The 13,118-nt window shown below is 39.3% G+C and carries 13 protein-coding genes and 1 pseudogene; 5 read left to right on the forward strand and 9 right to left on the reverse strand.

From position 1 onward, the window contains the following. Positions 1 to 2: 2 nt before the first annotated feature. The 3 genes from PBAT_RS10090 to PBAT_RS10095 form a co-directional block, all read right to left on the reverse strand. Complete coding sequence (locus tag PBAT_RS10090; protein WP_068649140.1) at positions 3 to 833, reverse strand: copper amine oxidase N-terminal domain-containing protein; 831 nt, start codon at positions 831 to 833, stop codon at positions 3 to 5. A 160-nt stretch (positions 834 to 993) separates the two neighbouring features. Then, positions 994 to 1,119 (reverse strand): hypothetical protein, encoded by a 126-nt coding sequence (locus tag PBAT_RS26225; RefSeq protein WP_276326548.1) that lies wholly within the window; start codon positions 1,117 to 1,119, stop codon positions 994 to 996. A gap of 30 nt (positions 1,120 to 1,149) precedes the next feature. Further along, on the reverse strand, positions 1,150 to 1,470 hold the full coding sequence (locus tag PBAT_RS10095; RefSeq protein ID WP_068649142.1) for a hypothetical protein: 321 nt from the start codon (positions 1,468 to 1,470) through the stop codon (positions 1,150 to 1,152). Between the two features lie 281 nt (positions 1,471 to 1,751). On the opposite strand from PBAT_RS10095, the gene PBAT_RS25945 reads away from it, so the two are divergent. Together PBAT_RS25945 and PBAT_RS10105 are read left to right on the forward strand one after the other, a co-directional pair. Next, positions 1,752 to 1,973, forward strand: a complete 222-nt coding sequence (locus PBAT_RS25945; protein WP_068649144.1) for a hypothetical protein — start codon at positions 1,752 to 1,754, stop codon at positions 1,971 to 1,973. A 176-nt stretch (positions 1,974 to 2,149) separates the two neighbouring features. Then, positions 2,150 to 3,352, forward strand: a complete 1,203-nt coding sequence (locus tag PBAT_RS10105; RefSeq protein WP_276326555.1) for a sensor histidine kinase — start codon at positions 2,150 to 2,152, stop codon at positions 3,350 to 3,352. Between the two features lie 169 nt (positions 3,353 to 3,521). On the opposite strand, the gene PBAT_RS10110 is transcribed toward PBAT_RS10105, so the two are convergent. From PBAT_RS10110 to PBAT_RS10120, 3 genes are read right to left on the reverse strand one after another with little or no spacing between them, the layout of a single operon-like run. Beyond that, positions 3,522 to 4,415 (reverse strand): carbohydrate ABC transporter permease, encoded by an 894-nt coding sequence (locus tag PBAT_RS10110; protein ID WP_068649149.1) that lies wholly within the window; start codon positions 4,413 to 4,415, stop codon positions 3,522 to 3,524. 12 nt (positions 4,416 to 4,427) lie between these two features. After that, positions 4,428 to 5,363 (reverse strand): ABC transporter permease, encoded by a 936-nt coding sequence (locus tag PBAT_RS10115; protein WP_068649604.1) that lies wholly within the window; start codon positions 5,361 to 5,363, stop codon positions 4,428 to 4,430. Positions 5,364 to 5,423: 60 nt separating this feature from the next. Continuing rightward, complete coding sequence (locus PBAT_RS10120) at positions 5,424 to 7,013, reverse strand: extracellular solute-binding protein (protein WP_084402953.1); 1,590 nt, start codon at positions 7,011 to 7,013, stop codon at positions 5,424 to 5,426. 373 nt (positions 7,014 to 7,386) lie between these two features. Here PBAT_RS10120 and PBAT_RS10125 point away from each other — a divergent pair, with 373 nt between their 5' ends. The 3 genes from PBAT_RS10125 to PBAT_RS10135 all read left to right on the forward strand — a co-directional run bounded on the left by PBAT_RS10125 (position 7,387) and on the right by PBAT_RS10135 (position 11,351). Continuing rightward, complete coding sequence (locus PBAT_RS10125; protein WP_068649151.1) at positions 7,387 to 8,481, forward strand: GntR family transcriptional regulator; 1,095 nt, start codon at positions 7,387 to 7,389, stop codon at positions 8,479 to 8,481. A 39-nt stretch (positions 8,482 to 8,520) separates the two neighbouring features. After that, positions 8,521 to 10,719: a GH92 family glycosyl hydrolase gene (locus tag PBAT_RS10130; RefSeq protein ID WP_068649153.1), complete on the forward strand. Its 2,199-nt coding sequence runs from the start codon at positions 8,521 to 8,523 to the stop codon at positions 10,717 to 10,719. 179 nt (positions 10,720 to 10,898) lie between these two features. Next, positions 10,899 to 11,351 (forward strand): hypothetical protein, encoded by a 453-nt coding sequence (locus PBAT_RS10135; protein ID WP_084402955.1) that lies wholly within the window; start codon positions 10,899 to 10,901, stop codon positions 11,349 to 11,351. 318 nt (positions 11,352 to 11,669) lie between these two features. Here PBAT_RS10135 and PBAT_RS26375 read toward each other — a convergent pair. The 3 genes and pseudogenes from PBAT_RS26375 to PBAT_RS10145 all read right to left on the reverse strand — a co-directional run. After that, a pseudogene (locus tag PBAT_RS26375) lies at positions 11,670 to 11,759 on the reverse strand (sporulation transcription factor Spo0A); the annotation flags it as partial. A gap of 43 nt (positions 11,760 to 11,802) precedes the next feature. After that, on the reverse strand, positions 11,803 to 12,357 hold the full coding sequence (locus PBAT_RS10140) for a hypothetical protein (RefSeq protein WP_068649155.1): 555 nt from the start codon (positions 12,355 to 12,357) through the stop codon (positions 11,803 to 11,805). Positions 12,358 to 12,487: 130 nt separating this feature from the next. Then, on the reverse strand, positions 12,488 to 12,769 hold the full coding sequence (locus PBAT_RS10145; RefSeq protein WP_149466366.1) for a hypothetical protein: 282 nt from the start codon (positions 12,767 to 12,769) through the stop codon (positions 12,488 to 12,490). Between the last annotated feature and the right edge of the window lie 349 nt (positions 12,770 to 13,118).

Consider the following 13,118-nt stretch of genomic DNA (forward strand, 5'->3'; position numbering starts at 1 on the left):
GGCTATTCTTCGTCTTGAGAAAAGGTAGCCTCTCCCACCTGAAAGATGCCATTCTTATAGCTATATTCAATCTCAAGCTCTCCGATAAATTCGCCTGGCGATATCTGTACCGCAGCCGATGCCTTTAGTATATTGTTCTCGATATGATAATGAATAATATTACCAATGAAAGGCTCATCGAACCAGTGTTCTCTCTCCGTATTTAACTTGTCATTTGTAAGTAGCGTCTGATGACCGTTGATATACATATCAATTCCTTTACTTGTAACAGCACCCGTAAATTGTTTCTTCATAGCAATCAAAGCATCTTCCACCTTAATTTCATTTCCTGAATCGCCTTCTCTTAAGCGCAGTTCACTGATATATACACCCGTACCATAACCCGTAGTAAGAATAACAGCAATCTCATTCTTTCCGTCCCCATTTAGATCTACCGATATAATTTCAGGAGCATACGTCGGGTTTGTTACATTATAACCATCTAACTTTCGACTGAATTGATCTGTGATCAGTTGCAAATTTTCATAGATCCCATCTTCACTTTCCTTGCCTGTGATTTCTATATTATCCAGTTGTGAGATCACTTTTTCTTTCGGCTCATGTATTTCAACTTCTTTTGTATTCGCATTATAAGATACTATTTTATTGAACGCTTCTGTAATGGTCGTTAAAGGTACCATAACTCGTCCATTTATAATTTGTGGAGGTGTCTCAGTATAACGTTCATTACCATTTATAATTAATTTGATTGGGTTAGAAGCGAAAGCTATAACAGAAGTTCCAAGTAATACACAGACAGCAGTGGATATAACAACCCACTTCCTAGATTTCAATGATAACCCACCTTTCATGCTGTACTAAATACTTATGTCTTTATCGTATGCTCATTTTAGCAAAATTTCCAGAAAAAAGATTGTAACTATTTCATTATGAGCAATTTAACGAATAAACACCCTTTATAAGGTGCTTATTCATGTTCATTATATAGAGAATCTAATCTCTTGTGGGTGTAGCACTTAAAGTTTCAATCTCAGAACTTCCAAATATAAATAACGCAACTAGTATAACGATTACTAAACTCTCCGCGAAAAAAGCACCATCAAATTTAAGATCACTCATGGATTCAACCTCTTCCCTTGTATGAATTCATCACCCTTCTGTATTTCCCCTAATCCCTTGGATAAGCTCATCTAATGTCAAATTCCCATTATTGTTAATGAAATCAATCAAATTATTCACATTGGAATTATCCATTTTTTTCAGCGTGTTATATTGACCCACTAAACTAACAATCATTGTTGCTTGTCTAAATAACTGCACAGCATCAACGCGTAATTTACCTGTTACAAGTAGCGCAGCCACAATGATTTCTAGATTATTTCCCTGCAGAGAATCCATAATAGACGGTTCGCTTTTTTTACTATTTTTCGACGATTTATTGGTCTTACTTTTTTTCCCAATGGAAGTCATTTATTCTTCCTCCCACCATATTTTGTCCTTGCTCAGCATGCTTGGTGTGAGGCGAGGACTAGAGATGCACTTGAATCCAATCTACGATATGATCTTTGTTTAATAATATATTCAACAATAATGCTCACGTTACTACTAAATTCCTTAAACATGACCCTATTTCAAATGATGACGTCACATTCCATACTTGTACTTCACTGATGAATAGGTAACTTAGCCGACACCAGCTAGTCAAATAACTCATAAAATGCTTTAAGAGTTGAAAGGAGGCTGACTAACAAATGGAGGCATATTATAACTGCGTGTGTTGTATGAATCGAAGAGTTCGTATCCTTACCGTAGACGGGAACAGACATGAAGGTGTTATAACTGGTGTAGATAACCAATATGTTTATTTAAGAACAGACTCACCTAGAAACCAGGTACACACATCTGCCTTTTACCCAGCTAATCAAATTTTAACCTTGAGTTTATTTACTTTATTAGCAATTGCATTGATATAGTAGCAAGATACTGATGGCTTCTGAAATTTGTCAGAAGTCATCTTTATTAATTACTTGATTAACAGTTATAATGACAATATATTTCTAATAGCACATCACATCATTAATATGAAAGGGAACCATCGATGAATCTCATAAAAGATTTACTGCTTCAACTTACACTTATCGTTCTTCCCATGTTTACATACCATACCTTCTTTGCAGAGAAATTATCAAAGGAGAAGATAGAGAAGTTAGTTATGACAGCATTATGGGGATTGTCTGTCATCTTTTGTATGTCCTTTCCTGCAACTTATGGTCCAGGTTACCAATTGGATTTAGAAATTATCCCTCTGTTATTAGGGACATTATACAGTGGAATTAGAAATGGTATATTCCTAGCGGCAGTTGCCATCGTATATCGACTACTTTATTTCGGGGTTGACATAGGATTGTATGTAACGATTCTCACGATGCTATGTACTGTACCACTATTCTTATATTGCCGAAAACCGTTTAATCAAGCACCAAGAGAAAAAAAACTTAAAATTGCCGTTTTACTTTCTCTTTACTTCTCCATTGCTGGCTTTTCCATGTTTTGTTTATTATTAGGATTTTCACTAGTATATTTAAGAATACTAATTATCCATACCTCGTTTATTGTAGTGTTCATTTGGTTTTTCACCATTCTAAATGAGTACATAAGAACCATTAGCCAAATGCGATTAGAGATTCAGGAATTGGGCAAGTTACAGGTAATGAGGGATATCACAAGCGTATTTGCACATGAAATTAGGAATCCTATGCAAGTGTCTCGGGGTTTCCTTCAACTTCTAAATGATCCTGATTTATCTGATAAAAAGAAAAGATATATTGAATTATCCATCGAAGAGTTAGATCGTGCAGACGAGATAATAAGTGATTTGTTAATATTCGCCAAACCATCTAATAACAGAATGAACAGAATAGATATTGGTGCTGAATTAAACCGTGTTTTAAACATTACAAAAGCTTATTCCATTTCCCTTAATGTTGAGATGAAATATCATATTTCTAATGACTGTTGGGCTTATGCTAACCCTCAAAAATTACGACAATGTCTAATAAATATTTTGAAAAATGCTATCGAGTCCATGCCAAATGGCGGATATGTTTGGGTGACTTGTATCCGAACTGGCGATGGAAATATAGAGATTATAATTCAAGATGAAGGAATAGGCATGTCGAAAGAGCAAGTTGACCGATTAGGAACACCGTTCTATTCTCTAAAAGAAAATGGAACCGGTTTAGGTATGATGGTAAGTTATCAAATTATTAGATCTTTCAAAGGTCAAATAAAAGTAACAAGTGAAAAGGAAGAAGGTACAGCCTTTTGTATCCTTTTACCTATTGTACGCTGATACATCTCCTTAGATTAACAACTCACAATAGAAATTCACGTCATTGTTGAATTGGGTAAGCCCACACAGCTCCAATATTAATTTTACAAACACATAAGCCTGGGAGAAACTATTCAACCGTTTCTCCCAGGCTTTTATTCTTTACGTGACATAACAAAGCTATTTAAGACTAACCTTTTATAGCCCCAACCATAATGCCTTTTTCAAAATACTTGGAAACAATTGGATAAAAGATTAGTACAGGAACACTCGATACGACAACGACCGCATATTTGATCGATTGCTTAAGTGCGTTGACTTCACCTTGATTGCTGTTCATGATCGCTTGGTTCGCCGCATCCCCCATTTGGTTCTGAACGAGGATTTCTCTCAAAATCAGTTGAAGCGGGAATAATTCGCGCTCAGATAGGTAAATCATCGCATCAAAATAACCGTTCCATCTACCAACACCGTAGAACATCATCATTACAGCGATAATCGGCGTGGAGAGCGGGAGAACAACTTTGATCAGCAATTGCATGTCGGTCGCTCCGTCAATGAATGCACTTTCCTCAAGCTCCAGTGGAATGTTCTGTTGGAAATAAGTACGCATAATAATCATGTTGTATACACTGACCGCACCCGGAAGTATCATAACCCACATCGTATTAACAATCCCGAGTTGCTGGTTAACCAGATACGACGGGATCAGGCCACCGGAGAAAAACATCGTGAAGGTAAACAACATCGTAATGACGTTACGCCCTCTAAAATCTCTACGGGATAACGGATACGCTGCCAGCGTAGTCATAATCACGTTGACAGCTGTCCCCAGCACAGTGTAGATAATGGCATTCTTGAAGCCCATCCATATATCTTGGTTATCGAACACCCGCTTATAACCTTCTAACGTAAAACCTCTAGGCCAAAGCAATAATATATTATCGAAGATTTGCCGGGGGTCACTGAGTGATGCAAATACAACAAATAATAATGGATACAAAATAATCAGCGTAAAGATCCCAACTAATACAATATTTAGCCAATTAAAGATTTTGTCACTTCTAGATAATTGTAAATGCATAATTGTCCCTCCTTACCACAGGCTTGTCTCACTAAATTTCTGAGCGAATTTATTCACTACGTACAGTACAATAAAATTAATCAAATTATTAAAGAGGCCAACAGCAGCAGAGAAGCTATATTCCGCGTTCACAATACCAGATTTATACATATATGTTGATAAAACCTCGGATGTAGCAAGGTTTGCATCATTCTGCATCAACAATACCTTTTCGAATCCTACAGACATTACAGAACCCGTTGCCAAGATGGTACAAATCATTATGGTCGGCATGATCGCCGGAATAGTGATGTTAAGAATGCATTGCATCCGGGATGCACCTTCAAGATAAGCCGCTTCATATTGGTCCTGTGGAATGCCGGACATCGCAGCCGTATAGATCAAGGTCCCCCATCCGACTGCTTGCCAGATACCAGACCAGACAAAGACGTGAGGGAACAACTTGGAATTTCCGATAAAATCAATCGGCGCACCTCCGAAATACTCAATTACAGAATTGATAACTCCGTCAACCGGAGACGTAAAGAACGTCACCATACCAACAATGATAACCACCGAAATAAAATTAGGAATATAAGAAATCGTTTGTACAATAGACTTATACTTCTTATTGCGAAGTTCGTTATACATGAGTGCCAATATGATCGGAAGAGGCACTCCAACCAGAAGGCTGTATAAACTGATTCGTAGCGTGTTAATGATTACGTCCCAGAAATAAAAGGCGTTAAAGAAACGCTCGAAGTGAGAGAATCCCGCCCAAGGACTACTCATAATCCCAAATGCTGGAGAGTAATCTTTAAAAGCAATAATAATCCCATACATCGGGATGTAATTCCATATTATTAAAGAGGTTAGCGGCAGTAGCATCATGATGTATAGCCACTTTTGCTTCAGAAAAGATTTACGTTTCGACTTAAGAAGATGCTTCTTGTGAACTGAAGATTCCATGGTTTTCCCCTCTCCTTTAAAATGCGGGGAGATTCCCAAAGAATCTCCCCCACAGTACCTTTAACTTTCTTTATAACGTTTGTATTGCGCTTGTTTTATCTCTAAGTATTTATCCGAACCCATTTTTTTCAACTGAGCAATGTAGTTATCCCATTCTTTGTCGATATCCTTACTGCCTTGAACAAACTCCACACGCATCTGACCGACATAATTACCTACATCTGCAATGATAGAAGAAGATTCATTCGCTTCCTTAATCGTTGCAGGTAGATCCGGCAACATCACACTCGGCAGCGTTTCTTCGGTCAAATCACTATATACTGGTGCTTCCTGGCGTCCAGCCGTGGATCTAACTTCTGGTGAGAGCTCAATATATGGGAAGTATCCACCATACACGTTATCTACATATTGAAATGCACCAAGCCCGATTCCATCTTTGTATTTCAAGATATCATCAATGTAGACCTTCTTACCGCCCTCCATATTGTAGGTGACGCCTTCTTTGCCAAGGTAACCGAATACACTTCCCTCTTCACTGTAGAAATAGTCCACCCATTTCAAAATTGCCGCTGGATCCTTCGCATCTTTCGTAATGACAAGACTTGAACCCCCTGCTACCTGCGAACTGGTCAACGAAGCCGTATCTCCATTAGGACCAGCAAGAACGTTAATCGCTACAAAGTCACCCTTCACGCTCTCCCCGATATAATCTGGAGCAGCCCAGTTCCATGCACCAACTGTGTCTTTAGCAGCATCAGCCGTCCATTTATCATAATCTACACCGCTGAATGCCTGCTTGTTGATCGCGCCATTCTTGTACAATCGGTTCTCATACTTCAGAATTTCCTTATACTGGTCAGATGTAATCGTAAGCTGAATCTCATCGTTGTCATCCACATGGATGAAATCACCTACTGCCTTGCGGCCACCGTTACCAATGCCGAAAGATCCCATCATCATTTGTTCGAAAGTCCATCCAAGCGAGCCGCTCGGCATATACCAACCCTGCTCATCATTAACACCATTACCATTCGGGTCTTTGGTGACAAATGCTGTAAGTGCTTTTTCGAGTTCGTCTGTCGTTCTCGGGACTTCCATGCCGAGGTTGTCTAGCCACTTCTTGTTAATAAACAACCGAATTGTACGGTTTCCTTCCGGATATGGATCTATGTAAGGGCTTGCATAAATATGTCCATCAGCACTCGTCAGCCCTTTTCGCACGTCCTCGTTCTCATCTAGATATTTTTGCAGATTTGGCGCATTCTCCTTAATCAACTCTTCCAAAGGAATAAACATTCCTTGCTGTCCGTATTTCAGTAGATCACCGTTACTCCAGTCGACTTGATAGAAAGCATCCGGTAGCGTTTTTCTAGTCAATATCACATTTTTCTTCTCTCCGATATCACTAAGCTCTTCCCAGTTCACTTTCACTCCTGACATCTTTTCGTATTCTTGCCACATCCATAAATCCTTTGACGCAGGTCTAAGGTTGGTCCAGCTTGGCCTTAAGAGTGAAATTTCATTCGTATTTGCTGATTCATCAGTACCGGCCCCTTTGGACTTCCCTGATTCTCCTCCACATGCTGTAACAAGCAGAGCCGAAACCAACAATAATGACATTACTGATATTCCTTTTTTAGAACGTAACACTCCATCAGCTCCTCAATATTTGATATATCAACTATGACTATGAAATCCATTCTATGACATACCAACTATTTTGTCTAGCGCTTACATTATTTATTTTTTACGTAATTTGGAAACGAATATACCTAAAAGGCCTTGAATCATTATTCATAGAGAGTTAGCAGACTTCACTAGTAATTTGGTATGAACAATTGATACAATACCCATTTAGCGCAATTCTCTTAATGTCTTGTTAGTTATTTCTTTTCTATTGCTCAAACGTCTATCCTATCGTATATTCAACATAAGAACCTTAATTTCAAACAAGAGACTATCATAAAAATTTGACATAAGCATCATAATAATGATATATCAAATTAGGCAGGGAGATATATAAATGGGACAAATTCCACTATACCAAAATATCGTAAATGATTTAAAAGCTAAAATTGAAACAGGAAAGTTGAAAAGTGGAGATCAACTTCCAACCGAGGCTGATCTTTCGAAGAAATATAACGTAAGCCGGATCACGTCCAAGCGGGCATTGTCGGAATTGGAAAATTCGAATCTAATCTATCGTGTACAAGGAAAAGGAAGCTTCGTAAATCCTAGCTATGTCTCCACACGCTCTTCGTCCAAAGAACACAAGGATATTTTATTAATTTTACCGTTCACTCACAATCCTGGGCTTGGGGATTACGAGAAAGGCATCAACGAATATCTCGCGAATACCGACTATACGTTAAACATCCAGTCCAATACCATTGTAGAAGAACGAAAGCTATTGAAGTCAGCTCTTCATAGTACCAACTCTGGCGTAATCTTCTACCCGGTAAGCAGCATTTGCGATCTTGGTATCTTATATCAATATTATCTGTCCAACTTCCCATTGGTGACGATAGATAAATGTATTGAAGGGATCCCTTTCCTGTCCGTTACCTCTGACAACAATGACGGTGGTTATCTGGCCTGTAAGCATCTGATAGAGAATAATCATAAGAAAATTGCCTTTTTCTCGTCGTTGAAAGTAGAGAATTCCTCATCGATTCGAGGGAGATATTTCGGTTACCTAAAAGCGCTACATGACAACAACTTGATCGATTACAGTGTGAATGACTTAAATGACCAGTATTTGACCCACGATAACAATAACGGGAAAGAATACTATATCAAATTCATACAATCCGTTATCGAGGAAGGAATCACAGGAATTGTTACAGAGAATGATCTAACAGCCATTGAAATCATTCAAATCTCCAAAGAGTTGGGTCTGTCAGTGCCAGATGATTTATCCATTGTCGGATTTGATAACATTAACCTTGCCAGCTTTATCGAGCCTAAGCTGACAACGATGTCGCAGGATTTTTGCCAGATGGGGTATCTGGCTGCTCAAAGCCTTATCCGTCTAATCGAAAGTCCTCAGGAACATTTACGAGATAACATTGTAGTCTCCGTTCAGCTTATTGAACGTCAGACTGTAAAGAAACTTTAGCACTTATTATTTCTGCATAGTAAAGGAGACTGACTCTGCATGTTGCATTACGTCGACACACGTCAAGGTACTAATAACAAACACTCTTATTCCAACGGGAATACACTTCCGTATACAGGGGTTCCCTTTGGTATGAATCACTTTGTTGTACAGACAAATGATGAGGGGAGCTGGTTCTTCAACCCGAATGACCGCATCTTTCAAGGAATCCGCCTGACACACCAACCGAGTCCGTGGATGGGAGATTTCGCCCACTTCCTCATGACACCTATTGCAGATGACAAAATCAGAGGATCTGTCTTTTCCTGCCAAAGCTCATACCGGCCAGAAGAAGCGATTTTTAAACCTCATTACGTTAAAGTGAAGCAACAACGTTACAACATTACAACCGAACTCGTTCCAAGCTGTTACGGAGCATCTCTGCGCATCAAATACAACGGGGCCCAGCAGGCAGGTTTCGTATTGAATGCCAAGAAGAAGAGCGAATTCCATCTGGATGCGCTAAATCGTACAATTACTGGATATGTCAGCAATTTCTCGGGGAGTCACGACGATGGACTCCGAATGTACGTAGCTATGACCTTCAACAAGGACATTGATCTTGCGCATTCGGGTCATTATAATGCTGAAGGTAATTTAATCAATGTAAGTACACTTCTTGGCGAGGATCAGCATGCGGTCATTCGATTTGCAGACTGTGAGAAGGGGACGCTTGAAGTTAAACTGGCTACATCATTTATCAGTATCGAGCAAGCGCAACTCAATCTGCAAAGGGATACGAGTACAACCTTCGATGAGTTGAAAGAACAAGCTGCTTATTCTTGGAATCATTATCTGAACAAAATTCAAGTCACACACTCGAACGAGGAATATTTACGGACATTCTATACTTGCTTGTATCGCATGTTTCTATTCCCGCAGAAATTCTACGAGCTGGATACTAATATGAATCCAGTCCATTACGATACGACAGCTAGATCCGTCAAGGAAGGTATTCTTTATACCAATAACGGATTCTGGGATACATACAAAACCGTCTATCCTCTGTACTCTATCATTGCACCTAAAGAGTATGAAGAGATGCTCGAGGGTTTTATGAATTCCTATCGAGAAACTGGATTCTTGCCAAAATGGCTATCCCCGGATGAACGCGGACTCATGCCAGGTACGCTCATTGACGCTGTTATTGCCGATGCTGCAACGAAAGGAATTGGACAACACCTGATGCCCGAACTCCTTGAAGCCATGTTGACAGCAGCCACGACGCAAAGTGAAAAGAGCTGTTATGGTCGTCAGGGAACGCTAGATTACATCAAACATGGCTATGTCCCGAGTAGCTATCACGAGAGTGTTAATCATACACTGGACTACGCCTACAGTGATTATTGCATCAGCCGCGTGGCTGAGGTGTTAGGAAACAAAGAGATCCAAGATCACTATAGACAAAGTGCCTTGAATTATCGGAACATTTTTGACCCTAAGACCGGATTCATGCGAGCGAAGGATCACAATGGACAGTTCCGTCCAGACTTCAACGATACGAGTTGGGGACTTGATTATGCTGAAGGCAGCGCATGGCAGACTAGTTTTGCTGTATTTCAGGATTTCGAAGGTTTAATCAAAGCTTATGGATCGAAGGAACAATTCTTTAATAAAATAACCGAATTATGCAACAAAGCACCAGATTTCGATGTTTTAGGCTACGGATTTGAAATTCATGAGATGAGCGAAATGGCAGCCGTGGACTTTGGCCAGGTTGCCATTTCAAACCAGCCAAGCTTCCACATTCCGTATTTATTCAATTATGTTGGACAGCCGGCATCATCCCAGGTCGTAATTAAGCAGATACTGACTAACCTGTTCAATAGTGGATTTGACGGATTCCCAGGCGACGAAGACAATGGCAGCATGTCGGGATGGTATGTATTCAGCTCCATGGGGTTCTACCCAGTGTCCCCCGGTAGCAAGGAATATGTGCTCGGCATCCCTCTGTTCGACAGTGTCTCGATTGAACTCCCAAATGGACAACATATGCAGATTCATACGGAGAACAATAACACGCAGTCCAATTTCGTTGCTAACGTCACATTAGAGAATGAGGAATATACCAAATTGTATATTACGCATGACGATATTATGGAAGGGAAGTCGTTGGATTTCCGTCTTGGACTAGCTCCAACGTACCGTACTTACGGACCGGAAGAGCTTCCTTTCTCAATATCGAAGAGTAACGGTTAATTCAACACCAGCTTTATTAGGTAAGGGGCATCCCTAGTGGCTAATTATGGCCTCTAGGGATGTCCCTCTTTTTGCTCTTAATAAACTCATCAAATCTGCCATTTCGAACTATTGCCAATACGTGATATCCTTGGATATATAGAGAGCATTGTAACTAATACATATTAAGGAGATTGATTATGAACTCAGACAAAATCACTGTCCAAGTCAAACCAGGTCTCTTTATCGGGGAAATGAAACTTGGAATGAGCAAGAGTGAAATTGATAAACTTACTGAGAATTCGCCTTTTTTCTTTAAGATTGAATATGAAGATGGTAAGTGTTCTTTTATAGATCTGTTCTCAAGTGCAGCGATCAAATTTGTTTGTCAATACGAAGAATTAGATTTTTTTAACACTAAGGCATCAGCATTAATTCCATTGATTGATAATATCTCACCTTATGATCGGGAAAAATCAGATGGCTACTCTTATTATTTCCCCGAAATTGGACTATCATTTTGGCGAGATATGAATTTAACTGAGAAAGACATGCAAGAACACTGGTTTAAAGATATGTCACCTGAAAATCAAGAGGACACGGCGAAACATTTATATTTTGGGGCTGTCGGAGTATATAAGCCTGAACAATAAAGGCTGAATCTAAAAATTTATCTGTCAGTAGCCATAATAAGCTATAAATAATTTTAGAGTCTACTCACAACTTGCTAATGTCTTATATGAAATTCTCGGATGAACAATATAGCATAAAATTGTCTTATTGTAATTCAATGTCTGTCATAACAAAATACCGCTATTTATTGGATTTCTTGAACCCAATAAATAGCGGTATTAGTTAATTTGTCATTTAGATGTTTATCGGTATAAAACTCTGATTCCAGATATTTAAAGCCATAATTGTTCTATCTGTAAACAGTTTCCAATTGATATAAACCCTTCCCCCTACCTTCCTCAGCTAACCTTGTGCTCAATTCTAAGCTGATAAGCTATCATCGCTATAAACTCCGAGTTGGTTAATGACCACCCAACCAGCTCGGAGATGCGAGAATGGTAAGACTGCAAAGGTTTCACAGTAGCTTGCTCCTTACAGTTTCTTAATGGTATATGTAGAACCTATTTCATTTATAATCACCCAGCCACTTGGTATTGGAGAACCAATCAGAATGGAGACCGTTGCGCCTGTTGGTGCTCCAATTAGGTTTTTGATCCACACCGTACTGTCCGTTCTGTTTATCGTGACCCAGCCGCTTGGGAGCGGCGAGATGGGTACGATAGTGTACGTTTCGCCATAACTTGCTCCGTTCGAATTTTTGAGTGTAAGCGAAGTACTTGTTTGATTGATGACCACCCAACCGCTCGGAATCGCAGAACCCAGCATAGCGACGGTCGTTACGCCTGTCGTTGCCCCGATCAAGCACTTGGCAGTTATTGTGCTGCCGATATTATTCGCAATGATCCAGCCAGCAGGCAGTGTCGTACCGACCGGTACCGAGGTGGTCACACCATAGCTAGTACAATTGAACGTCGCACTGGTTGAGGCAGCTTCTACGATAGGTGAGAACGCACCTACGTTTACCAATAGAGAAAAGTTCAACAGCATCGCGACTATCATCACCCTTGATATACCTTTTTTAATCATCCATCAGTCATTCCCTTCTATTATTTGTTTACACGATTGAATACTATGAGTTTATTCCATTAATTTCCACAAGTCAACGAAATAACTTTTATTATCACTATAAGAGTACTTCATTAAAAACACCTCTTATTTATTGGGTTAAATTAATACGAAGCTTAGAGATTCCAAAGTGTTTGCTTAACCCTATTGCACTAATAAGCTTCTCTTCACTGTCTTTTGTCAGATCAAGTACATCTTTGATTTTCTCATCCCAAGCAATAAAAGAGCCATGTTGAGGATGATTCTTGATAACACCTCCATTTGTCTTCCCTAGCTCTGTTAGAACCCAAGTATCATTTTCTCTACTTATTAACCCATTGTTCACCATAACTTCGAATAATCCTTTAGTTGGTAAACCTAGCTCTTTTGACAATGCAGTTGCCTATAAATATTTAACCTTTTCCGCCATGTTAATTAATCTCCTGTCACATAAACTTTAAATCATTTTATTTTGAACATACTTCTAAGTATCGTTTCATTACGTAACATTACGTAACATGCTTTTCTTTCATTATGTTCATTTCAAAACTTTGCGGTAATAGGACGCGTACGGTTGTTATACCCATTCTAGAATTGTAAAAGAACAAATCTTAACCTTAACTATTAATGGGAAGCCGTTGTATTCCCTTGTTGATCGCTGCGCGAGGAGATCATTCATTTCAATCAACTTAAATACATTCCCCAACAAAAAAACAGCCCAACTATTTTAGCGATAGTTGGGC

It is taken from the genome of Paenibacillus antarcticus (assembly GCF_001637225.1).
In the GTDB taxonomy this organism is placed as follows: domain Bacteria; phylum Bacillota; class Bacilli; order Paenibacillales; family Paenibacillaceae; genus Paenibacillus_AQ; species Paenibacillus_AQ antarcticus.